Genomic DNA, 23,782 nt, shown 5'->3' with positions numbered 1-23,782 from the left:
AGGCTGTGGGGCTGCTGTAAAAAGAGGTAACGATATGCACAAGGCTCGTCTCGAAGACATCAACAAATTGTTTCTCGAATACCGCCGGTTGTTTGAGGCGCGCGACGCAGAGCAGATCGCGGATTTTTATCGCTTCCCGCTGCACTACCACTTTTCCGATGGCAAAAAGTCACAGCTGGATCGCGACTACTTTATTGGTCGGGTCGAGAAGCTGCTGAAGCTCTACCAGAAACTGGGAGTAACCCAGATTGTTGGCGCGGTGACCGATGTGATCGAGCTGAACGAAAATGCCAGCCTCGCCACCCTCAATTGGATACTGCTTGATGCTCGCGGCGAGAAACCGCAGCAAGTATACAGTGCCATCACCCGTTACCTGGTGAGCGAATACCAAGGTGAATTGAAAATCGACAGCCTGATTGGTGTCGATGAAACCGTGCAAGTGCGCAAGGCACTGCGCGCTTTGTAATGACTTAAGTTGTAACGATTTAAAGTGTAACGATCAGTACCGCAAGCCAAACAAGCGCAGCGCAATATAACAAACGAGATTCAGGTTATTTATGGATAAATACGCGGTCATCGGAAACCCCATCAAGCAGTCCATGTCGCCGGTGATTCACAGCGCCTTTGCCACGGAAACCAATCAGGATCTCGAGTACGGCAAACTGTTTGCCGAAGTTGATGAGTTCAAACCGGTGGTGGACGAATTTTTTGCCGCCGGCGCCCGCGGGCTGAATGTCACCGCCCCCTTCAAGCTGGACGCATTTGAGTACGCCGACGCCCTGACCGAACGCGCGCGCAGTGCAGGTGCGGTAAATACCCTGGCACTGCAGGAAGATGGCCGTTTGCTGGGCGACAATACCGACGGCCCCGGTCTGGTATCGGATATTCGTGACAACCTCGGTTGGCAGATTCGCGGCAAAAAACTGCTGGTGCTGGGTGCCGGTGGTGCTACCCGCGGAACGCTGTTGCCCCTGCTTAACGAGCAGCCCGCGCGATTGCATATTGCCAATCGCACCGCCTCCAAGGCGCACCATTTGGCGGAGGATTTTCAGCGTTTCGGCAGCGTGACTGCCGGAGGTCTGGAAGATATTCCCGCGGGCTTTGACCTGATCATCAATGCCAGTGCGGCAGGGCTAAGCGGTGAGCGCCCGCACATCGACGCATCGGTGGTGGGCCCGGACTGCTGTGTCTACGACATGGTGTACGGTGCCGAACCTACGCCGTTTATGCGCTGGGCGGAACCGCTGGGCGCCCGTACCGCGGATGGCCTGGGCATGCTGGTGGGCCAGGCGGCCGAGGCATTCCACCTGTGGCGGGGCGTGCGCCCGTCCGAGGCGCCGGTGCAGGCGATGTTGCGCGAAGCCCTGCGCAAAAAACGCAATGCGGAAGCGGGAGAGGCGGGCTGAGGTCGGACCTTTCCGCAGCCACATATCACTCCATCCAGGCGGCCACCTATAGGTGTTGTGACCGTCTCGCCACACTATCTTTTAGGGTTCCGGTGGTGCAAGCGCGAACACAGGAGCCCGAAAAGCCATCATTTCCGGCTAGATAGCGCCGATACCGCGATGAAACCCGTGGGAAAACGCCGTATAGCGTACTTTTGCGGCCAATTTTTGCTATCCTCTCGCCCCTAAAATTTTCGGGTCGGGTGGGCGCACTCTCGAAAGCGTGACCAGCAAGACCCTGTTTTTCCCCGGTACCGCCAGTGAACAACAGTGCTGTGGTGCCCGCGAACACTGGAGTTATCCCCGTGAATCAGCTGCCGTTTGAAAAAGTCACTATTGTGATGGGCTCGCAGTCCGACTGGCCGACCATGGAAATGGCCACCAAGCCGCTCACCGAGCTGGGTGTACCTTTTGCCACGGCAGTGGTTTCTGCCCACCGCACGCCGCAGCGTATGGTGGAGTTCGCCTCCACCGCGCATGAGCGCGGTACCCAGGTGATCATCGCCGGTGCCGGCGGCTCTGCGCACCTGCCGGGAATGATCGCGGCCATGACCCCGCTGCCGGTGATCGGCGTGCCGGTGGCGAGCAAGTTTATGACCGGTATGGATAGCCTGCTGTCTATCGTGCAGATGCCCAAGGGCGTGGCCGTGGCCACCCAGGCAGTGGGCGCGTCCGGCGCCTACAACGCTGGCCTGATGGCTGCGCAGATGCTGTCGCTGACCGACCCGGAGCTGCAGCAGCGCCTGATCGCCTGGCGTGAAAAGCAGAGTGCCGGTGTGCCGTTTGAAGTTGAATAAACCGGTTTACCGATTCATTCGATTTGTTGACCAGCTAGATTTTTGAATAGTGCGACAAGCACTGAAGGTTTACGAGGTATCGCGGAAATGACATCCAGCCAAGAGCAATCTGCACAGCGTCGTGTCGGTATTGTCGGCTGCGGCCAATTGGCGCAGATGATGGCCCAGGAAGCCCGCCCGCTGGGAATCGAGTTCAGCTTCCTGGCCGAGGGTGGTGAAAACACGACCTGTGTGGAAGGGCTCGGTACCATCGTGCACGCCAGCGAAGGCGCTGACATCGAAGAACTGTACAAGGCGATGGGCAGCCCCGAGGTGATTACCGCCGAGCGCGAAAGTGTGGACGTTGGCCTGCTGCGCGCGCTGGAAAAATTCTGCCCGGTGTACCCGCGTCCGGATGCCTTCGAAAAGACCCAGCACCGCGTGCGCGAAAAAACCGCGATCAACGATGCCGGCCTGCCAGTGGCGCCTTTCCGCCCGGCCAACAACTACGATGAAATCTGTGCGGCGGTCAAAGAACTGGGTTACCCGTCCTTTATCAAAAGCTGTGAACACGGTTATGACGGTAAAAACCAGTGGCGTGTGAACAGCGACGCAGACCTTGCCGCAATCGCCGACCAGGTACCGGCGCAGGAATATGTGGTGGAAAAGGGCATCAACTTTTCCCGCGAGGTTTCCCTGATCGGTGCGCGTACCGCCGATGGCAAAGTAGTCACCTATCCGCTGGCCGAGAACGATCACTACAACGGCACCCTGCTGGTATCCACCGCACCGGCGCCGCATGTGGATGAGAAGCTGCAAACCACCGCGGAAGAATACCTGTCCACGTTGATGAACGCCTGGGACTATGTCGGTGTGCTGGCGATGGAGTGTTTCGTCAGTGACGATGGCCTGCTGATCAACGAGCTGGCACCGCGTGTCCACAACAGCGGCCATTGGACTTTGGCCGGCGCCAAAACCAGCCAGTTCGCCAACCATGTGCGCGCAATTCTCGGCATGCCGCTGGGCGAAACCGGCTGTGACCGCGTGGCAGTCATGATCAATATGCTGGGTGTGGATAAGGAGCCGGCGTTGCAGAACGAAGGTGTCTGGTCTTACGGCAAGGAGCTGCGCCCGGGCCGCAAGATGGGCCATGTGATTTTGCTGGACGACACCCAGGACGCCCTGGCTGCACGTATCGACAGCATGCTGGAAGAACTGTACGGGCCGAGCAAGCGCCCCGCGTAGGTTATTCCCCGGTGGCGGTATTCTACCGCCACCTTTTTACCCCGCTCTTCTATACCTCGCCCCTCTTCACCCTGTCCCAGAACGCTCGCCCTCGCGGCTGCGAAACTTCCAACCCGTTTCGATTCTTTTCCCCCAGTTCTGGCATACTCCCTCTATTCACCCGCACAGTCTGCACGCGGGAATAAGAAGAAGTTGGGGGATCTGGTCGTGCGAGAATTTATCAAAAACCTTTCCATCTGTTTTGCCGCCGGCGGTGTAGCGGGCCTGTGCTATGCGCTGGGCTTGTGGGCGCTGGGGCACTACGGGATTACCCGGGCGCTGTCTGTGGATATCGCGCCGCATCTGTCCAATGCTTACCTTTACCAGCGCGTTGTCTGGGGGGGTATCTGTGGATTGATTTTCATGCTGCCGTGGCGCAAAAGCTGGATTACCCGTGGATTTCTGCTATCCCTGATACCTGCGGGCATTCTGCTGCTGGTATTGCTGCCCATGCGCGGACTGGGTGTGGGTGCACTGGCGTTGGGTACGCTGACGCCACTGGTGATCATCCTGGCCTGTGCCGCGGGCGGTATCGCCGGCTCCGGATGGCTGCGCGCACAGGGAAAATAACCTCACACAATTAATTGGCAATAGGGCAGATCGTATGAAACGCACATTATCCATCGGCATACTGTTTGCGACTCTCTCGCTGGGATCCGTCGCTTCAGAGCAGGAGACCCGAGACCTGATTGGACTGGGTGCGCTTACCTTTGCCGATAATTGCAAAAAGTGCCATAAGGTTGACGGCTATGGCGAGGAGGCGTTGTACCCATCTCTGCGCAATCCCGCATTGTTGGCAAATAAACCGCTGTTGATTGAAACCGTGTTACACGGGCGCTCGGCACCGCGTCGCAATGGCGGCGAAGAGGATTTGATGCCGCCACTGGAGTTTCTGACGGACCGCGAAATCTCGGCAATCATCGCGTTTATCACCAATACCTGGGGCGATGAGGTAATAGTGGTGAGTGAAGAGGAAGTTAAGGCGGCGCGCTGAATCGGTTGCGAGCCTTGGTATGGAACGGGAAATTTCCCTGCAATAAAAAAGGTCGGCCTATGGCCGACCTTTTTTGTGCAAGCCTGCTTAGGCGGGCTTTCTCGCCAGAGGCTGACACATGCAGTGCACGCCACCGCCGCCGGCGGTAATCATGGAGATATCCGGGTCGATCACCTGCAGGCCGTGGGCACGGCATTTTTCTTTCAGTTCGGTATTGTCGGCGGGCAGCATTACGCGGTCGTTGCCGAGCGCTACCACGTTGACGCCAAGCTCCATTACCTGCGGGTAGGAGATGTCGATAATTTCAAAGTTGCGGTCCTTGAACCACTGCACCAGTTCCGGCTCTACCGCGTCCACACATACCGCGACCAGTTTTTCCGCAAGTGCGGCAACCAGCACGTCCAGATGCAGGAAGTAGGGGTCGAACTGGTAGCCTTTTACTTCCCAGCCTTCTCTTTCGATCCAGCTTTTCATCTGGTTGAAACCCTGGGGTGAGGTGCGCTCGCCACTGTAGCCACACAGGATGACACCTGGCTCCAGCACCATAAAATCGCCGCCCTCGAGGCTGCCGGCGGTGATGATGTCGTAAATGGGGATGTCGAGCTTCTGGTAGGTCTTCACGACGTCGACCCATTCGCCGCGGCGCCACGGGGAATACATCTGGGTAACGATCGGGCCCCATGGGGTCATGACGCTGCTGTCGCGGGCATACAGTTGGTAGGGGAGGTTGCCGTCTGCGGGCAGCAGGTGGGTGTTAACACCGGCCTGTTTGTAGGCGTCGAGCATTTCCTGGTGCTGGCGCTTGGCGACGGTGGCATCGAATTCGCGGCCGAGGCGCACGGAGCGGCGGGAGGCGGCGTTGCCCATCTGCCAGGTGTAGTGGTCGATGGGGCCCACCAGCAGGTCGGTCAGCACGCCGTACTCGGAGTCGATGCCCCAGCGTTTGAGGGCCTCGGTGTTGCCGTTGTCTTTGCGGTGTTTGTAGGTAAATTCTGTCATTTCGTTAACTCTCGTGTTCGTTCGAGGTTCGAGGAATCACTCGGCTAGTTTTGTGGCGTCGCCACTGCCGGTGACCCTTTGCGCGACACGCCGTAAACCCATCCCTGGGGGCTCGTCTGCGGCCGTCCTGGCCGCAGACGGTCGCGCAAAGGGTCATCGCCAGCGACGCCTTCAATTCTTAGTTTTCAGTGTTCGATTAACCGGCCATCTTCAGCATTGCGTGCAGCAGTACATTCGCGCCCGCTTCCAGATCCTTCGGCTCCGCATTCTCCGCTTCGTTGTGGCTCAAGCCTTTTTCGCAGGGCACAAAGATCATGCTGGTGGGTGCCACGCGGGAGATGTACACGGAGTCGTGACCGGCACCGGAAACCATCTCTTTGTTGCTGTAGCCGAGGTCGGCGACGGATGCGCGCACGGCTTCGACACAGTTCTTGTCGAAGGCGACGGCGGGGGAGCGCCATTCGTCGCGGATATCGTGTTCCAGTCCGGTTTCCTCGGCGACGGTGGCGGCGATTTCGCGGAAGCGCTGGTCCATGGAATCGAGCACTTGCTGGTTCGGGTGGCGCAGGTCGACGGCGAGAACGAGCTTCTCCGGCACGGTGTTGCGGCTGCCGGGCTCGACGCGGATATCACCAAAGGTGGCGCGGGCCCAGGGGCCGTGCTCTGCGGCGAGTTTGTACAGCTGGTCGAGGATCTTGTGCAGGCCCATAAACGGGTCGCGACGGATTTCCATGGGGCTGGGGCCGGCGTGGCAGGGCTGGCCGATCAGGGTGAGGTCGTACCAGTTCATGCCCTGCACGCCGCTCAATACGCCGATCTGTTTTTGTTCGGCTTCCAGAATCGGGCCCTGCTCGATGTGTACTTCAAAGGCGGCGGCCAGTGGGCGCGGCTTGGCGGGGACTTCGCCCTTGTAGCCGATGCGCGCGAGTTCGTCGCCAAAGGTTTTACCTTCTTTGTCGGCGCGGGCGTAGGCGTAGTCGAGGTCAAATTCGCCGGCCCACACGCCAGAGCCGATCATGGCGGGGGAGAAGCGAGCGCCTTCTTCATTGGTCCATACGGCGACTTCCAGCGGTGCTTCGGTTTCGATGCCGGCGTCGTTGAGCGCGCGCACCACTTCCAGGCCGGCGAGCACGCCGTAGACACCATCGAACTTGCCACCGGTGGGCTGTGTGTCCAGGTGGGAGCCGGTGAGCACCGCAGGTAGTTCCGGGTTGTTGCCCGGGCGGCGCGCGAAGATGTTGCCCATTTCGTCCACGGAGACGGAACAGCCGGCGTCTTCACACCATTTTACGAAGAGGTCGCGACCCTGTTTGTCGAGGTCGGTAAGGGCCTGGCGGTTGCAGCCGCCTTTGTCGGTGGCGCCGATCTGCGCCATCTCCATCAGGGAGTCCCACAGGCGCTGGCCGTTGATGCGCACTTGGCTGGTGTCAGTCATGGGGTCGATCCGCACGTTTATTGTTTGGGAAGGTGTATAGGGTTTAGCACAAGTCTATGGTTTGTTTTTGTGAACACAATTAACTATTAATTGCCACTTTGGTATCTTTTTAGCACCAAACCTAAGCAAACCCCAAGGGCGGGGGTATTTCCGAGGAAAACCATGGCAGCAGAGCTGAGAAACCTGTCGCTGACGTCATTGCGCAGTTTCTACGCGGTGGGCCGCCACTGTCATTTGCGGCGTGCGGCGGAGGAGTTGCACGTGTCGCACCCGGCGCTCAGTCGGCAGATCCGCGAGCTGGAGGAGCGGCTGGGCACGCCGCTATTTCTGCGCAGCGGCAATCGCCTGTCCCTGACCGCGGCGGGCAAGCGCCTGCACCGCTCGGTCTCCGATGCGTTCGGGCGTCTGGAGCAGGGCTTGCTGACCCTGGACCCAGCCAACCTTGCCGGCGAGGTGGTGATTGCCGCCACCGCTACTATCGCCTCGCGCTGGCTGTTGCGGATTCTCGCCGAGGTGCAGCAGCGCTATCCCGAGATCCGTCTGCGCCTGACGACCATTGAGCCGCGCGCGGCAAGGCTCGATGAAGAGGCGGATATTGCCATCTGCCTGGGTGAGCCGGATGCGCCGGGGCGCCAGGTTACGCCGCTGTATCAGGAACACTACTTGCCGGTGGCGAGTCCGCAGCTGCTGCAGGCGCATGGCCGTGTCCTGCGCCCGGCGGATCTACTAAGGCTGCCACTGATGCACGACCGCCAGCAGCAATGGCGCGGTTGGTTTACTGCGCAGGGTGTCGAGTATGCGCCGGCGATCCAGGGCGTCACTGTGGATTATGCCTATCAGGCCATCGAAGCGGCGCGCCTGGGTATGGGTGTGGCGCTGGCGGATCGATTGGAGGTGAGCGAAGACCTCAGCAGCGGGCGCCTGGCGACGGTGATCGAGCGCCCCTATACCATCGGCCAGTTTCTGTATCTGGTGAGCGACCACCACGGCGCCATGCATGACCGCGCGCGCCTGGTGCTCGAGAGCGTGTTCAAGTGGCTGGAGACGCGCGGTGCGGCGCTGGCTACCCAGGCACAAGCCCTGCAGCAGGCGCTGTCGCCCACGGCCAAGGATGCAGATAGCTGATTGCTAACCGGCATATTTCGGTCTTTTCTCTCCGTTTCACCCGAGACTTCGTATCACCTGTTCAGGTGATACAGGCCCGCTTGCCCTTGGCGCATACTGAATAATCCTTCAAATAAGATGAACAATTGCGCAGTTTGTCCGCCTCGCGGACTTAGATGCTCTCGCTTGCTGCTTCAATAGCTGTAAGCGACGCGCAGCCGCAGCAACTGAGCCGAAAACGATGCAACACCACAATAAGCTCTACATCGATGGCAACTGGGTGGAATCGACTTCCGACGACTGGCTGGAAGTGATCAATCCCGCAACCGAATCTGTTATTACCCGTGTTCCTGCCGGCAGTGCCGACGATGTTGATCGTGCGGTGCAGGCCGCATCCCGTGCATTTGATACCTGGGCCAATACCCCATCCGCGGAGCGCCGCGCGCTGTTGCTGCGTGCGGCTGACCTGATGCAGGCGCGGGAGCAGGAGCTGATTGCGGCGGTATCCGCCAGCATGGGCTGCCCCCAGCACATTGCTGGCTGGTTGCAGGTGGAGGGGCCCATCGAGGCCATGCGCCTGTTCGCCGATCAGGTCGGAATTACCGAAGAAACCGAAGAACTCGGCCACTCGCTGGTATGGCGTGAAGCCGTTGGCGTGTGCGGGTTTATCAATCCGTGGAATTACCCTTTGCACCAGTTTGTTGGCAAGGTGGGCGCAGCGCTCGCTGCAGGTTGCACCATGGTGGTCAAACCCTCCGAACAGACACCGCTACAGGATTACCTGATGGCGGAAATTTTCCACGAAGCCGGCCTACCGGCGGGCGTATTCAATCTGGTGCCGGGACGCGGCATAGAGGTAGGTCGCGCCCTGTGCGAACACCCGCTGGTAGACATGATGTCGTTTACCGGCTCCACCCGCGCCGGCATCGAAATTGCCAAGGCCTGTGCGCCGACGGTCAAGCGCGTCACTCAGGAGCTGGGTGGCAAATCCCCCTATATCATCACCGCGGACTGTGACTTAACCGCGGCGGTGCGTTACGGCGTTGACGACGTGATGATCAACAGTGGTCAGACCTGCACCGCACTTACGCGCATGCTGGTGCCGCGGAGTCGTATCGACGAGGCGCTGGACATTGTGCGCACGCGCGTCGCCGAGATCGAAGTGGGTATGGGTGAGTCTGCGTTTATGGGCCCGGTTTCCTCCCGGCGCCAGTGGCAGCAGGTTCAGGACTATATCCAGATTGGCATTAACGAGGGCGCAACACTGGTGTGCGGCGGCCTCGGCAAACCGCAAGGGTTGGAGCAAGGCTATTTTGCGCGGCCAACCGTGTTTGCCGGTGTGACCAATGACATGCGCATCGCACGCGAGGAAATTTTCGGTCCGGTACTGTGCATCATTGCCTACGATGACCTGAATCAGGCGGTGGCCATCGCCAACGATACGCCTTACGGCTTGTCTTCCGGTGTGTTCGCGAAAGACAACACCGCTGCGCTGGCCATCGCGCGACGCATTCGCGCGGGGCTGTGCTTTGTTAATGGCGGTGAGTTTAATTACCGGGCACCGTTTGGTGGCTTCAAACAAAGTGGTAATGGTCGCGAGTTCTCCCACCATGGAGTAGAAGAGTTTACCGAAATCAAATCCGCACAACTGGGTGCGCCTGCAAGCTAAGGCACACTCCGGCAAACACTGAACAACAACATAAAACACGCGGGAGAATCTCCGTGACAGAAGTAGCCGTCAAAAAGAATCTTGGCAAACGGGACATGATCCTGTTTACCGTGTCCGCCATTTTGCTGGTGGACACCCTCGCCGCCACCGCCGCCATCGGTACCTCGAGTATTTTCTGGTGGCTGTTCCTGGGTTTGTTTTTCTTTGTACCCTTTGCACTGGTATCTGCCGAGCTTGGCTGTGCCTATCCGGAGAAAGGCGGTATTTACGCCTGGGTACGGGATGCCTTTGGCGGCCGCTGGGCGTCGCGGGTGAGCTGGAGCTACTGGGTCAATGTGGCGATCTGGATGCCGGCGATCTTTATTCTATTTGCCGGTGTAGCCAAACAATTGTTCTGGCCGGATATGACGGTCACCGCACAGATTGTACTGGGCGTAGTGTTGACCTGGATCGCCGTCGCCGCCAACGTGGTCACCCTGAACGTGGGCAAGTGGGTACCGAACATCGGTGCGATTTTTAAAATACTGATCTTTGTTGCGATCATTGTCGGCGCCGGGTTTTATGCGGCGGAAAACGGGCTCGCCAACCCGATTACGCTCGAGAGTATCAAGCCCAATCTGAGCGACAGCCTGCAATACATTCCCGCGATTATCTACGGCATGCTCGGTTTTGAATTGATCAGCGCCAGTAGTGATGAAATGCGCAGCCCGAAACGCGATGTGCCGCGCTCCATCCTGATTTCCGGTGCCATTATTCTTGCGCTGTACACGCTCGGTACCATGGCAATCCTCGCGGCGATTCCCGCACAGGATATCGACCTGGTCGAGGGTCTGGTGGACACCCTGCGCCTGTTCTTTGCGCCGCTGCCGTTTGGTGATGCGCTGGTGATGGCACTGGGTATTGCCGCGCTGTATACCTTTTTCTCCAATGGCGTTACCTGGGCCATCGGTGGCAACCGCGCGGCTGCCGAGGCCGCGGAAGAAGGCGAATTGCCACGTGCCTTTGCGATCAAAAGTGTCACCCGCAACACGCCGGTGGGCGCTGCAATTCTGATGGGCGTTATGAGCACCGTGATCCTGGTGCTGTACGGTTTTCTGGTGGACTCGAACGAGGACCTGTTCTGGTCGTTGTTCGCATTTAGCGGGGTCATTTTCCTGCTGCCCTACGTGGGTATGTTCCTGGCGTTTTTGAAAATGCGCCGCGTAGATGGTGAGCGCGAACGTCCTTTCCGTGTGCCGGGCAACCGCCTGTTCGTGCGTGCGCTGACCCTGTTCTGCGTGGCGATCCTTGCCGGCAGTATCTTCCTGTTTATTTACACTCCCGGTGAGGGTGTGCAATGGCCGGTGCTGATTGGTTCCTTCGTGACCCTGCTGCTCGGTGAACTGGCGATCTTGTGGGCGGAAAAACAGGGCCGCGGTCAGCCGCCGGTGACCCCGGCAATGCGCGCAATGCTCTAGCCCGCAAACGCTTCGCTACAAAATTAGCCGCAAGATGCGGCACAAAAACCCGCTTTTTGCGGGTTTTTGTGTTTGTTGTGCCTTCCCCGACGATCCCACGCACACCTCACCCGTTGGGGTGATAGCCGAATAGTTGTTCGGTTTTTATAGTCTCTCTCAACATAAAACCGATAATTTTTTGAAGGGGAGATCGTCATGGAAATGTCGAACCGTTCCAGCCGACGTTTTGCGAAAAACACACTTGCGGTCGCCATCACCGGCGCATTTCTTTCGACGCTGGGTGTGACCACCAGCGCGTTTGCCAACCAGATCGAAGAAGTTGCCGTGACCGCGCAAAAGCGCGAACAGTCGGTAAATGACATTGGTGTATCTGCCAACGCGTTCAGCGGCGAAATGATGCAGAGCCTGGGTATCGACAGTGCGGTGGATCTCGGTGCGCATACACCGGGTCTGGTGACCGTGAACTCCACCTCTGGCGGCACCCCGGTGTTTGCGATTCGCGGCATCGGCCTCGATGATTTCAGCCCCAACAACAGCAGCGGTGTAGGCATCTACACCGATGAAGTATTTGCCAGCAATCCATCCTTCCTCGGCGGCCAGCTGTTCGATATCGAACGCGTTGAAGTACTGAAAGGCCCGCAGGGTACTCTGTACGGTAAAAACACCACCGGCGGTGCGATTAACTTTATCAGTGCCAAGCCCAGCGACGAATTTGAAGCATTTGTGGATGCGGGTATCGGCAATTACGGCTCCCACGAGCTGACTGGTGTGGTGAGCGGCGCTATCAACGGCGAAGTCCTCGGCCGCTTGAGCCTGAATATGTCCAAGGCCGATGGCTGGCAGGAAGACGCGCAGACCGGACGGGAGTTCGGCGGCGTGGATCGCTCCGCGGGGCGCGGCCAGATCCTGTTCCCGTTTGCAGATAACGGTGAAGCCCTGGCCAAGGTCTATTTCAGCAATGACAAATCCACGCCGGTATCTCCGCAGGTCAGTGGCCTCGGCGAAGCCTTCGGCGACCCGTCGTTCGATGTGCTGAACAGCAGTGATGACCCGACTCTCGTCAACGTTGGCGATCTGAAAGTTGCCCGCGACGAATCCGGCTACGGTGCCTCCCTTAACTTGAGCTACGGCTTCGAAACCCTGGATGTGGTTTCTATTACCGCGTTCGATGCCTACGACCGCAATGTGGTAGACAACTACGGCGGCTCCTCCGCGGCCATTCTGGATCTGTACCAGGACAACGAAATGAACCAGTGGTCGCAGGAATTCCGGCTGGTGAGCAACGGTGATGGCCGCGTTACCTGGGTGGCCGGTGTGAATATTTCCGAAGACACCGTAAAGGTGCACGACGTATTTGACGATTCGTTCTTCGTGACCGACTCCGTCGCCAGTACCTTTGTGCTCGATCCCGCGGATGTGAGCGTGCAGGGTTGGGATTTGCTCACCGCGCAATACGAACAGGTTACCAAGTCCTGGGGGACTTACCTGCACACCGAAACCATGCTGACCGATTCGCTGAACCTGATCGCCGGTGTGCGCTACAGTGCCGATGACCGCACCTTCGATGGTATTTCTACCAATCACGACGATATCTATTCCTTCAACGACACCATTGCCGAACTCGACGACAGCACCAGTGAAAATGCCGTAACCGGCAAACTGGGACTGGACTGGCAGGTAAACGACGACTTCCTGCTCTACGCCAATGTGGCTAACAGCTACAAGGCCGGCGCTTACTACGGCGCGGCGATTCTCGACGACATCAGCTGGGCGTACGTGAAACCGGAAAAGGTGCTGTCCTACGAAGCGGGCTTTAAGGCCACCCTGTTCGATGCCTCGCTGCAGTTGAACGGTGCCCTGTTCAGCCTCGACTACACCGACCGTCAGTCACTGGTCACCATCATCGTTGATGACTTCAGTAATTTCCTCGAATTCCCGGTGGCCGATACCACCCTGGTGAATGTGCCGGAATCCAAGACCAACGGTTTTGAACTGGACCTGCACTGGCTGCCTACCGACAACCTGACCGTTATGGCTGGTGTTGCCTTCCTCGACAGCGAAGTGACCCGTGCGCCGACCACTGCGGGCATGCGCGGTATCTCTGCCGATCCTTCGGTGAACGACGCTGCGGACGGCGTGGATCAGCTGTTTGTGGATGCACTGGCAGCACCGCTGCCCGCGGGTGCATCGCTGTCCCAGGCGCCGGAGTGGAGCTACAACAGTTTGCTCGCCTACGACCTGCCGCTGGCTGAGTACAACCTGCGCCTGCAAACCAGCTACACCTACAGCGATGAAATGACCGCTCAGCTCGCAGACGCCAATGCGCTGTCCGGCCCAGTACATTCCTGGGATGCAGAAGCGACCCTGAGTGATGGGGATGAGCGCTGGCAAGTGAGTGGCTGGATCAAAAACATCGAAGACAGCAGTGCTGAAACCTATGCGTTCTCCAGCTTCGCGGGGCGCTCCTACTATCGCCAGGCACCGACCACCTTCGGGGTATCGGTTCGCTACAACTTCTTCTAATTACAGACCGGCGATAGATTGGTTGATGAGAGATAATTATGTGTGATGAACAAGCCAGAGCGGATGCTCTGGAAGCGTTACAGGGCACAACCTTTTTTCCCTACTGGCTCGACGCGCCGCAGCGACCGGCTGATGAACCGGCGCTGCAGCGCGCGCTGAACTGCGATCTGCTGATCGTTGGTGGCGGCTTTACCGGTTTGTGGGCTGCGGTACAGGCAAAAGAGGCAAACCCCGAACGCGACGTGGTGCTGATCGAAGCCAACAGTATTGCCATCGGTGCCTCCGGCCGACCGGCGGCGATTCTGTCCACTTCGGTGATGCACGGCCTGGCCAATGCCCAGCGATTGTTTCCGGAAGATATGGAAACCCTGGAGCAGCTGGGTAAGGACAATCTCGACGGTTTCCGCGAAACCATCGAGCGCTACGGTATCGATTGCGATCTGGAATGGGGCGGCGAACTGACCGTGGCGATCGGTGACGAAGGCCATGAAGATATCGAAAAAGAGTACAAGCTCTACCGTCACTACGGGCACGACGCACACCTGCTGGATCGCGATGCGGTACAGCAGGAAGTGAACTCGCCGTTGTTCAATGGCGGGCTCTGGTCCAAACAGCGCAGCGGCACCGTGCACCCGGCGAAACTCGCCTGGGGACTGAAACGTGTCGCCGCTGAGCTGGGTGTGCAGATTTACGAAAACACGCCCATGGTGAGTAACCAGCAGAACAAACAGGGTGTGCTGGTAAAGACACCGCAGGGCCAGGTACAGGCAAATAAGGTCTTGCTGGCAACCAATGCGTTTGCAGCGGGCAACCGCAAAATTCGCAACCGCGTAGCGGCAATCCGTGATCGTATTGTTGTCACCGAGCCGCTTAACGCAGAGCAGATGGCATCGATTGGCTGGCAAAATCGCCAGGGTATCTACGATACCCGCACCCAGCTGAACTACATGCGCCTTACTGCCGATAACCGTATTTTGTTTGGTGGGCGTCTGGATTACTTCTTTGGCAACAATACCGATCCCGCAGAAGATAAAAAGGCGGATCCGTATCTGCGCCTTGTGGATAACTTTTACCGCACCTTTCCAACCCTGCGCGGCATTCGTTTCAGCCACGCGTGGAGTGGGCCGATTGCACTCACCACGCGTATGGCGGTGCACTACCAGTCGTATCACGGTGGAAAAATGCTTTACGCCGGTGGCTATTCCGGTTTCGGTGTGACCGCAACGCGCTTCGGCGCGCGGGTGGCGCTGGCGATGCTGGACGACAAGAAGGTGCCAGAGCGCAATTTGCAGTTTGCGCGCACGCAACCGGCATTTATTCCGCCGGAGCCCTTCCGCTGGATTGGTGCCAAGATCACCATGTATGCGCTGGATACCCTGGACGAAAAGGGTGGCTGGCGTATTCCCTGGGTGCGCATGGTGGAAAAAATGGGATTCCCCATCACGCAAAAGTAAGTTTGTGTTTCCGAGTGTGAAATCGTTTCCGCACCGCCACGTCGCGATTTATGTCGCGACCTGGTCAGGTGCGGTTTTTTTATGGCGGTTATTTTTCCAGGCTGGTCAGCGGATCTGGATCGCCGCTGGAATGGTGGCGCAACGCACTGATAAACAGATAAAACAGCTCTGACTGCGAGGTGACATCGAGCTTGGCATAGATGTTTTTGCGGTGGGTTTTTACCGTATCGACACTGGCATCCAGCTTCTCCGCCATCGACTTGATGGAATGTCCGCGCATGGTCAGGTGCAGCACTTCGCACTCGCGGTTGGTCAGGCGCGAACTGCCGAAGTTTTCCAGCGCGCTATCCAAACGCGTGCCGAAACTTTCTTTACCCGTTTCCGCAGCCTCATGGCTGGTCATCCATTTCCTGAGAATATTTTCTACCAGCGGCGTCAAAGAGCGCAGTACCGCCATTTCCTGATTAGAGAAACGACCGTTACCCAGATCGCGCGCGCGGCCAATCGACAGGCTGGCGATGGTGCCATCGCGGCCGCGTACCAGATAACAGGCTTCGTCCCCGAGATTGGCTTCACGATAGTACTTGCGAAAATATTCCGTATGCGAAAATGCATCGGGCGCAACTTCGCGCAGGAAAAAAAGCCCCTGTTTTTCTTCATCCACCGCCGCGCGATAGAACGGATCGAACAGGTAAGCGCCCTCTACATAGCGATCCACCTGGGTGCTGGGCTGTTCGTTGGCGAGCAAGCGGTGATGGACAATTTCCGGCGCGCTGCCCGAGGGGTACAGGATCGCCATACTGCTGTTACCGTGCACCAGCTGTTCCGCGCCGCGCAGCAGTTCATACACCCGTTGCGAATCCGATTCGCAATCCAGCAGGTTACTGACGCACTGATGCCAGTGGAATAAATCCGGGGTAACACTCATGCAGCACACCTGCCGGGCCGAAGTGCCGGTTTAGTCTTTGGCCAGATATTCATCTTTCAACTTCACGTAGTTGCCAGCAGTGTAGGCAAAGAAGCTTTTTTCTTTTTCTGACAAGGGGCGTGCCTGTTTGGCCGGGGAGCCCACATACAGGTAGCCACTTTCCAGGCGTTTTCCCGGCGGCACCAGCGCGCCCGCCGCCAGCACCACTTCGTCTTCAATCACCGCGCCATCCAGTACGATGGCACCAATGCCAATCAACACACGGCTACCGACGGTGCAGCCATGCAGGCAGGCCTTGTGGCCGATGGTGACATCGTCACCGATGGTAAGCGGCCAGCCGCCCTCGTTGAAGTCACTGGCGTGGGTGATGTGCAGCACCGAGCCATCCTGCACGCTGGTGCGGGCGCCAATGCGCACCCTGTGCATGTCGCCGCGCACCACCGCCATGGGCCACACGGAACTGTCGTCGCCCAGCGTCACATCTCCGATCACACAGCTCTGCGGATCGATAAACACGCGCTCGCCTAGGTTCGGGCTATGGCCGCGGTGTTCGCGCAGGTGTTCGTGCATGGAAGCATGGGGTAAATCCGGTTTGGGCAAGGCTGACCTCCGCTTGGGCAATCCACTAGAATAGGGGGCATATGTTAACCCGTCCCCGCGTTCATCGCCCCTGTGATGGCCGCCCATCGACAAGGAATTCCGATGCCAGACACTTCCCTCGACAACCCGTTGCTGGGTGCACCGGTACTGCCGCCGTTCGACACGGTAAAGCCCCTGCACGCGGAGCCTGCCGTCAGCACGCTGATCGTCAAGTGCCGCGAACAGCTGCGATCCTGCCTGGAAAGTGCCGGAGATAGCCCTACCTGGGACGCCACCATGGCACCACTGGAGGAGGTTCAGGACCAGCTGAGCAAGGCCTTTTCGCCGGTATCGCACCTGAACAGTGTGTTGAGCGGCGACTGGCGTCAACCTTATGAAGAGTGCCTGGCCAAGGTAACCGAGTACTGGACCGAGCTGGGTCAGAACCCCGAACTGTATGCCGCCTACCGCGCGCTGGCCAAAGCGGAAGACTTTGCCAGCTGGCCGCAGGCCCGCCAGCAGGCAGTGCGCCACGGTTTGCGCGATATGCATCTGGGCGGCGTGAGTCTCGAGGGCGAAAAACGCACGCGCTACGCCGCGATCAGCAAGCGCCTCGCGGAACTGAAGAGCACCTTCGCCAACAACGTGCTGGATGCCACCAATGCGTGGACCCTGAATATCACCGAGGCGTCCGAACTGGCAGGTATCCCGGATTCCGCACTGGCGCAGGCCAAGACCTTGGCGGAATCGAAAAACCAGTCGGGCTGGTTGCTCACCCTGGACGGTCCCTGTTTCCTGGCGGTGATGACCCACGCGGGAAATCGCGACCTGCGCCATCGCGTGCACTTCGCGTTTATTACCCGCGCGTCCGATGTCGGTCCCAATGCGGGCGAATTCGATAACGCCAATGTGATGGCAGAGATTCTCGCGTTGCGCGCGGAACAGGCGCACCTGCTGGGCATGCAAAATTACGCCGAGCGCTCGCTGGCAAGCAAGATGGCCGGCTCCACCGAGGAGGTGGAAACCTTCCTGCGCGACTTGGCCAAACGCGCCAAGCCCGCCGCGGTGAAAGAATTTGCCGAGCTGCAGGCGTTTGCCACCAGCGAGCTGGGACTCGATACGCTGCACCCCTGGGATGTGGCCTGGGCTGCGGAGAAACTCAAGCAATCCCGCTACGCCGTCAGCCAGGAAGATTTGCGCCCGTACTTTCCCTATCCCAAAGTGCTCGCCGGTATGTTTGCGGTGGTGGAAAAGCTGTTCGGTGTCGTCGCCGAACGTGATGACAGTATCCCCACCTATCACCCGGACGTGCAGTTTTACTGGGTGAAGCGCGGTGGCGAACCCATTGCCGGCTTCTATCTCGACCCTTATGCGCGCGAGAAAAAACGCGGTGGGGCCTGGATGGACGATGCGCGCGTGCGCCGCCAGACGATTGCCGGCCTGCAGTTGCCGGTGGCTTATCTGGTGTGTAATTTCTCTTCGCCGTCGCAGGACGCACCCGCACTGCTGACCCACTACGAAGTCACCACCCTGTTCCACGAGTTTGGCCACGGCCTGCACCATATGCTGACGCGCGTGGATGTGGCCGCGGTTTCCGGAATCAATGGTGTGGCCTGGGATGCAGTGGAGTTGCCCAGCCAGTTTCTTGAGAACTGGTGTTGGGAACCGGAGGCGCTGGCGATGATCTCCGGCCACCATGAGACCGGTGAGCCGCTACCGCAGGCGTTACTGGATAAAATGCTGGCCGCGAAGAACTTCCAGTCCGCGATGTTTACCGTGCGCCAGCTGGAGTTTGCGTTGTTCGATTTTCTGTTGCACTCACGCCCGGAAGGGGCCAATGCGGAGGAAATCCAGCGCTTGATCAATGAGGTACGCGCACAGGTATCAGTGGTGCCGGTCTCTCCGGAAAACCGTTTCCAGAACAGCTTCAGCCATATTTTTGCCGGCGGTTATGCGGCGGGTTATTACAGTTACAAATGGGCGGAAGTGCTCAGTGCCGATGCATTCTCGCTGTTTGAAGAGAAGGGTATTTTCGATCCGGAGACCGGCGAAAAATTCCTGACCACGGTGCTGGAGCAGGGGGGCAGCCGCGATGCACAGGAAATTTTTGTGGCGTTTCGTGGCCGAGCGCCGAAAATAGACGCATTATTGCGTCACTCGGGTATAGAATAACCCGATAGTAATAGAGGTATCCCTTGAGCGACGAAACTAACAAGCCCATCAAACGCCGGTTTATTGCCGGCGCTGTCTGTCCACGCTGTAGTGAAATGGACAAGATTGTGAATTACAAATTGGGCGACAAGAATTATCGTGAATGTGTGGCCTGCGGTTTTAAAGATGAAATTCGACTGCAGGCCTCGGTCCGGGAATTGGACACCCGGGTCAACCAAACCGAAGACAGGGAAGTGGAAGAAACTGCGGTGAAGATTTTGTTGCCGCCGTCTGAAAAAAAATAACCAAAACGATTTCCACTTGAAAAAGCTCCTTTCCTTGATCGCCGTGGCGATTACCCTCGTTGTCGCGAGCCTGTACTGGCTCGACCATCAGCGCCAGGTGCGCGAACAGCAGCAGGAAATGACCGCGCACCTGATTACCCGCTGTGTGAATCAGGGGCTGTTGTCGTTGTTTGTACTGCAGAGCAATGACTGGGCAAAACAGCCCAAGCTGCTGGATGTCGAGACCCGCCGCTTAAAACAACAGACACAGGCGCTGCCGGATGCCATCCTTGTCGGCAAGCCCTTCGCTGACTGGCAGGCTGCGCTTGATGTGTGTGATCGATTGACGGAAAACAGTAATCGACAACATAAAACTATTTTCCGCCCGCTGGCGGATATGGCAAAAAAAGATATCTGGGAGCTGGATACCGCCAAGAGTGCGCCTTTTCAGGAACGGCGCAAAAAAGCGATTTACCGCAGTAGGACCGCCGCCGAGGCAGCGGATCAGTACATGCAGGAATTGGAAGTGGATGTAAAACACTGGCTGGATGTCAGTCGCATGTCGCCCGAAGCACGCGCCCTTGCCGACCAGCAGTTGCGCGAGTTTATTTTCCAGAAATATCACAAGGGACGTTTCAGTAAACGCCGTGTTTTACAGTATCTGGAGCGCCAGGAAGCCTTTTATCAATTGCTCACCGACAATACCAGAGGGTTTACGCTGCGCGGCGGTAGCCTGTTTTTTTACAATAAAACCCTGCACCGCAAGGCGGACGACCTGAATCGTTCACTGATGCATGGCGAGGCAGATTTTTTTGCCAACTGGCGGCAAATTGTTGTGCAGTGATAGGTATCACTGCGACAGGCCGAGAAACCTTGGACGTGAGGTGGTATAGATCCCGCGGCTGCGCGATCGCGCTATGCGAAGCGGCACACCGGGAAAACTAGTGGGATAAATCCACCTGGCGATTAATTGACGGGCCACGCAATTCTATTTGCATGTGCTGGGCGAAATCCGGCCATTGACCGGGCACATCGTCGAAGCGCTGCTTATACAAAATCATCGATATCAGATGTTCCGGGTCGAGCTCCGCTGGCTCGAAGCGCTGTAACAAAATATCGGCGAGTCCATCCAGCTGGCACGCCAGACTCTCCCCCAGCAACTCACGTACCACCAGATTGGCCACCATCGGATCCATCGGCAGTAGCGGCGTGCCGCATACCGGCTGCAACACATCGTTGATCTCTTCCATGATGCGATGTGCCAGATACGCCTCGTCGAGAATAGAGCCGAGCCCATGCTGTTCAGGCTGTCGTTCGGGAATTTCACTAAAACTGTGCGCAATCAGCTCCTGCACCGGATGGAAGTCCATGCCGCCGGCATCACACAGCGCTTCCAGACGCTTTAGCCAGGCAGGAATAACCTGGATATAGCGGATCACAAAACAGGTGAGGTGGAGTGGTGCGTCTCGCTCGGGCAAGTGGATACTGCGATGCAGGTTGCGCAGAGTTTTGTGCAGCGAGTGGCGAAAGCGGCTTCGGGCCTGCTCTGCGGTAACGGCACGCTCAATGCACTGCTGGATCAGTTCATAATGGTCAGACATACGTCGAAACGAAAACGGTGAAACCGCGTCCTCGTTTCATTGTTCGCCTATTTCCCCGGGACTTTTAGGTCCAGAACTGCTCCAGAAATAGAGCAAACAAAATGTGCGCAACAAGACTGCCTAACGAAGGATGAGGAATCCGTACCGTAGCTCCAATTACAGCCAATAATTCTTTTTAGTGTAGTTATAAAAGTAGACCATCAATCCGATAGAGCGTGCGACAAACCACAAAAAAAGGCTGAACCAGATGCCAGTGTTATCCAGCTGGCGTGTAAGCCACCAGCATGGCAGAAAAACAATTACGGTAGCGATGAACATGGTGTCACGCATCTGCCGACTCTTGCCTGCGCCGATGAAAACCCCGTCCAGTTGATAGCTCCACACGGCCACCAGTGGCAGTGCACACAGCCACGGGTAGTATGCGTTTGCTGCCGACAGCACTTCGGGGATATTGGTAAAAAGCGGCAGTATCCAGAATTTTCCGCTCACAAGTATCGCGGTAATCACAACGGCGGTAACCAGCGCCAGGCCGCCTGCCGCGCGATTGGTGCGGCGGAACTGGGCCATCGATTTCCTGGCTACGGACTGCCCCACTAGGGATTCGGTGGCGTGGGCGAATCCGTCCAGCGCGTAGGAAGTCATCATTAGTAGCTGCAGCAGGATCGCGTTGGCTGCAAGTACCGTATCCCCTTGCGCCGCACCCTGTGCGGTGAAAAATGTCAGGGTAAATAACAACAGGCAGGTACGTACGAACAGGTCGCTGTTAATCCGCAATAATTCCAACCACGGCGCAATGTTTTGCCACGGCCAGAAGGCTGTATTGCGCAATACCTGCGCCATTTCCCGGGGCGTGTCGCGATGCCGCAAATGCAGCAGCCACCAGCCCATGCCGAAGCTGCACAGATCCGCACACACCGATGCCCAGGCCGCGCCGCGGGCGCCCATGCCGAGGCCGAGAATCAATACCAGGTCCAGCACAATGTTCAGCAGGTTGGCGGTGACCAGAATCGCCAGTGGCGCGCGGCTATCCTGACGGCCAATAAAAAATCCCAGCAGGGCAAAGTTGGCAAGCGCAATGGGGGCGCTGAGTAAACGGATTTGCAGGTAGTCCCGTGCGTGCGGTGTTGCCTCGGCACTCGCATTCATCCATTGGGTCACCAGTGGCAGCAGCGGCGAGGCCAGTAGCAACAGCAGGATGCCGAGCACAAACGCCAGTCCCAGCGCGCGCAGTAGCCACGACGCCCCGCTGTCACTGGAGCGCGCCACCAGGCTGGTGGTGCCCATACGCAAAAAGCCGAATGCCCACAGCAACATGGAAATCACGCTGGCGCCGATGGCGACCCCGGAAAGGTATTCCGGGCTGGGCAGGTGACCGAGCACAGCCGTATCCACAGCACCCAACAATGGCACCGTAATGTTGCTCAAGATCATGGGCCAGGCGAGGTGCCAGACCCGCAGGTAAGGGGCCTGTTGGCGGCGCCTGGTAACGCTCGTCTGCGCCGATGAATTTTTCATGTAAGTTGGCGGTTTAATTGACTTTCTTCTGGCGATGTGTTTCTGTTGAACACGCTAGATGCGACAAAAAGACACAGGTTGTTGGTTGTACCTTCCGGGCGACGACATCTGAAGTAAAAATAACAAGTTGCACTGACGGCAGTATCGCGCAGTCGAGGTCATCGCCCGGTGTGCGAACAGTGTATGTAGTCTTGGTTTACTACAGCGTGTCCACATTCTTAATGTGTGGATGTGTTCCCGATCTCGTGGTCGGGGCAGACTCCAGTCCTCCGAACAGCCAGCCGCTGTTTACGGGTTTTGCTTATTTGTGGTTTTTCGCGCCGCGATCTCGCTCGGGTATTTGCTCGTGCGCCGGATTCGTTGCCGTGCGACCGCCGTGAGCGACTCGCGAGAATAACAAACATGGAGATCTGCAGGCGATGTTGATGGGCATAAAACGGCTGTTCGCCTTCCTGACCCTAGCGACGATTGCACCCGGTGTTCTTGCACAGGAAACTGCGCAGAATGCGGAGGAGGGTGCGGCACGCTGGGGGGTCAATATGACCCAAGGGGTAACCGAAGTATCCCGTACCACTTACGATTTGCACATGCTGATCTTCTGGATCTGTGTGGCGATCGGCGTGGTGGTATTCGGTGTGATGTTTTACAGCATGTGGCGTCACCGCAAGAGCAAGGGGTACGAGGCCGCACAGTTTCACGAGAGCACATTGGTGGAGCTGGCCTGGACAATCGTCCCCACCCTGATCCTCATCGGCATGGCGATTCCCGCCACCAAAACCCTCTACGATATCTACGACACCAAGGAAGCCGATCTGGACATCATGATCACCGGCTACCAGTGGAAGTGGAAATACGACTACATGGGTTCCGATGTTTCGTTCTTCTCCAATCTCTCCACCCCGCAATCGCAAATCAATAACCAGCAGCCAAAGGCAGCCAATTACCTGCTCGAGGTGGATGAGCCGCTGGTAGTGCCAATCAATAAGAAAATCCGCTTCCTGATTACGGCGAATGACGTAATCCACGCGTGGTGGGTGCCCGATCTGGCAGTGAAGAAAGATGCGATTCCCGGTTTTGTGAATGAATCCTGGACCCGTATTGAAGAGCCCGGCATTTACCGCGGTCAGTGTGCGGAGCTGTGCGGTAAGGACCACGGCTTTATGCCCATTGTGGTCAAGGCGGTGCCGGAAGACGAATACCATTCCTGGTTGAGCGACCGCGCGGCGGCCGCTGCGCGCATCAAAGAACTCACCAATAAAACCTTCACGTTTGACGAGCTCTACGCCCGCGGCGAGGAGATCTACAAAAGTGCTTGTGTCGCCTGCCACCAGGCCAAGGGTGAGGGCATTCCCGGTACCTTCCCGGCCATTGCCGGTTCTGCAATTGCCACCGGTCCGATGGACGCCCACATGAGCATGGTCGTGGATGGCTCGCCGAGCAACCCGGCAATGCAGGCGTTTGGCGCACAGCTGAGTGAAGTGGATCTGGCCGCGGTCATCACCTATCAGCGCAGTGCCTTCGGCAACAATATGGGCGACACCGTGCAGCCCATTGACGTTCTCAATTTCAAGAATAAGTAAGTAA

Annotated in this window: 21 protein-coding genes; 15 read left to right on the top strand and 6 right to left on the bottom strand. The window is 57.9% G+C overall.

The annotated features are described in order from the left end of the window. Window positions 1–34: 34 nt before the first annotated feature. The 6 genes from KUV22_RS10295 to KUV22_RS10270 all read left to right on the top strand — a co-directional run bounded on the left by KUV22_RS10295 (window position 35) and on the right by KUV22_RS10270 (window position 4,499). On the top strand, window positions 35–466 hold the full coding sequence (locus tag KUV22_RS10295; protein ID WP_222230830.1) for a hypothetical protein: 432 nt from the start codon (window positions 35–37) through the stop codon (window positions 464–466). 91 nt (window positions 467–557) lie between these two features. Beyond that, the gene (aroE, locus tag KUV22_RS10290; protein WP_222230828.1) at window positions 558–1,406 is read left to right on the top strand and encodes a shikimate dehydrogenase; all 849 of its coding nucleotides are present in this window, start codon (window positions 558–560) and stop codon (window positions 1,404–1,406) included. Between the two features lie 344 nt (window positions 1,407–1,750). Continuing rightward, window positions 1,751–2,242: a 5-(carboxyamino)imidazole ribonucleotide mutase gene (gene purE, locus KUV22_RS10285; protein WP_157520489.1), complete on the top strand. Its 492-nt coding sequence runs from the start codon at window positions 1,751–1,753 to the stop codon at window positions 2,240–2,242. Between the two features lie 87 nt (window positions 2,243–2,329). After that, on the top strand, window positions 2,330–3,466 hold the full coding sequence (locus KUV22_RS10280) for a 5-(carboxyamino)imidazole ribonucleotide synthase (RefSeq protein ID WP_222230826.1): 1,137 nt from the start codon (window positions 2,330–2,332) through the stop codon (window positions 3,464–3,466). Between the two features lie 207 nt (window positions 3,467–3,673). Then, window positions 3,674–4,075, top strand: a complete 402-nt coding sequence (locus KUV22_RS10275; protein WP_033229933.1) for a hypothetical protein — start codon at window positions 3,674–3,676, stop codon at window positions 4,073–4,075. Between the two features lie 34 nt (window positions 4,076–4,109). Beyond that, window positions 4,110–4,499 (top strand): c-type cytochrome, encoded by a 390-nt coding sequence (locus KUV22_RS10270; protein ID WP_222230821.1) that lies wholly within the window; start codon window positions 4,110–4,112, stop codon window positions 4,497–4,499. 87 nt (window positions 4,500–4,586) lie between these two features. Here KUV22_RS10270 and KUV22_RS10265 read toward each other — a convergent pair whose 3' ends face one another. Together KUV22_RS10265 and KUV22_RS10260 are read right to left on the bottom strand one after the other, a co-directional pair. After that, window positions 4,587–5,498, bottom strand: a complete 912-nt coding sequence (locus tag KUV22_RS10265; protein ID WP_222230819.1) for a dimethylarginine dimethylaminohydrolase family protein — start codon at window positions 5,496–5,498, stop codon at window positions 4,587–4,589. Between the two features lie 196 nt (window positions 5,499–5,694). Continuing rightward, the gene (locus tag KUV22_RS10260) at window positions 5,695–6,933 is read right to left on the bottom strand and encodes a Zn-dependent hydrolase (protein WP_222230817.1); all 1,239 of its coding nucleotides are present in this window, start codon (window positions 6,931–6,933) and stop codon (window positions 5,695–5,697) included. Between the two features lie 162 nt (window positions 6,934–7,095). On the opposite strand from KUV22_RS10260, the gene KUV22_RS10255 reads away from it, so the two are divergent. The 5 genes from KUV22_RS10255 (at window position 7,096) to KUV22_RS10235 (ending at window position 15,140) form a co-directional block, all read left to right on the top strand. Beyond that, on the top strand, window positions 7,096–8,058 hold the full coding sequence (locus tag KUV22_RS10255; RefSeq protein WP_222230814.1) for a LysR substrate-binding domain-containing protein: 963 nt from the start codon (window positions 7,096–7,098) through the stop codon (window positions 8,056–8,058). A 220-nt stretch (window positions 8,059–8,278) separates the two neighbouring features. Further along, entirely contained in the window at window positions 8,279–9,706 is a 1,428-nt protein-coding gene (locus tag KUV22_RS10250) for an aldehyde dehydrogenase family protein (RefSeq protein ID WP_222230812.1), read from the top strand. A gap of 53 nt (window positions 9,707–9,759) precedes the next feature. Then, window positions 9,760–11,163 carry an APC family permease gene (locus KUV22_RS10245; RefSeq protein WP_315857534.1) on the top strand — a complete coding sequence of 468 codons (1,404 nt, stop codon included), beginning with the start codon at window positions 9,760–9,762 and terminating at the stop codon, window positions 11,161–11,163. 195 nt (window positions 11,164–11,358) lie between these two features. Next, a complete protein-coding gene (locus KUV22_RS10240; protein ID WP_222230808.1) occupies window positions 11,359–13,686 on the top strand; it encodes a TonB-dependent receptor in 2,328 nt (775 codons plus the stop codon). Window positions 13,687–13,724: 38 nt separating this feature from the next. Then, window positions 13,725–15,140 (top strand): NAD(P)/FAD-dependent oxidoreductase, encoded by a 1,416-nt coding sequence (locus KUV22_RS10235; protein ID WP_222230806.1) that lies wholly within the window; start codon window positions 13,725–13,727, stop codon window positions 15,138–15,140. An 88-nt stretch (window positions 15,141–15,228) separates the two neighbouring features. Here the strand turns inward: KUV22_RS10235 and KUV22_RS10230 are convergent, their stop codons facing one another. Continuing rightward, entirely contained in the window at window positions 15,229–16,068 is an 840-nt protein-coding gene (locus tag KUV22_RS10230; RefSeq protein ID WP_222230804.1) for a helix-turn-helix transcriptional regulator, read from the bottom strand. 30 nt (window positions 16,069–16,098) lie between these two features. Next, window positions 16,099–16,638, bottom strand: a complete 540-nt coding sequence (locus KUV22_RS10225; RefSeq protein WP_222231635.1) for a gamma carbonic anhydrase family protein — start codon at window positions 16,636–16,638, stop codon at window positions 16,099–16,101. A gap of 132 nt (window positions 16,639–16,770) precedes the next feature. Here KUV22_RS10225 and KUV22_RS10220 point away from each other — a divergent pair, with 132 nt between their 5' ends. The 3 genes from KUV22_RS10220 to KUV22_RS10210 are packed head-to-tail and all read left to right on the top strand — an operon-like array spanning window position 16,771 to window position 19,926. Beyond that, window positions 16,771–18,819, top strand: a complete 2,049-nt coding sequence (locus tag KUV22_RS10220; protein WP_222230802.1) for a M3 family metallopeptidase — start codon at window positions 16,771–16,773, stop codon at window positions 18,817–18,819. Between the two features lie 23 nt (window positions 18,820–18,842). Beyond that, on the top strand, window positions 18,843–19,103 hold the full coding sequence (locus tag KUV22_RS10215; protein WP_261319373.1) for a YheV family putative zinc ribbon protein: 261 nt from the start codon (window positions 18,843–18,845) through the stop codon (window positions 19,101–19,103). Window positions 19,104–19,119: 16 nt separating this feature from the next. Continuing rightward, a complete protein-coding gene (locus tag KUV22_RS10210) occupies window positions 19,120–19,926 on the top strand; it encodes a hypothetical protein (RefSeq protein ID WP_222230801.1) in 807 nt (268 codons plus the stop codon). A gap of 97 nt (window positions 19,927–20,023) precedes the next feature. Here the strand turns inward: KUV22_RS10210 and KUV22_RS10205 are convergent, their stop codons facing one another. Both KUV22_RS10205 and KUV22_RS10200 read right to left on the bottom strand, forming a co-directional pair. Beyond that, complete coding sequence (locus KUV22_RS10205) at window positions 20,024–20,683, bottom strand: hypothetical protein (RefSeq protein WP_222230799.1); 660 nt, start codon at window positions 20,681–20,683, stop codon at window positions 20,024–20,026. A 156-nt stretch (window positions 20,684–20,839) separates the two neighbouring features. Continuing rightward, the gene (locus tag KUV22_RS10200) at window positions 20,840–22,198 is read right to left on the bottom strand and encodes an MATE family efflux transporter (RefSeq protein WP_261319372.1); all 1,359 of its coding nucleotides are present in this window, start codon (window positions 22,196–22,198) and stop codon (window positions 20,840–20,842) included. A gap of 419 nt (window positions 22,199–22,617) precedes the next feature. Here KUV22_RS10200 and coxB point away from each other — a divergent pair, with 419 nt between their 5' ends. Then, on the top strand, window positions 22,618–23,778 hold the full coding sequence (gene coxB, locus KUV22_RS10195) for a cytochrome c oxidase subunit II (protein ID WP_222230797.1): 1,161 nt from the start codon (window positions 22,618–22,620) through the stop codon (window positions 23,776–23,778). Window positions 23,779–23,782: the final 4 nt, after the last annotated feature.

It is taken from the genome of Microbulbifer agarilyticus (assembly GCF_019800665.1).
Taxonomy (GTDB): Bacteria; Pseudomonadota; Gammaproteobacteria; order Pseudomonadales; family Cellvibrionaceae; genus Microbulbifer; species Microbulbifer agarilyticus_C.
The sequence above is the reverse complement of the archived record's forward strand: the minus strand, read 5'-3'. Positions and strand labels throughout refer to the sequence as shown.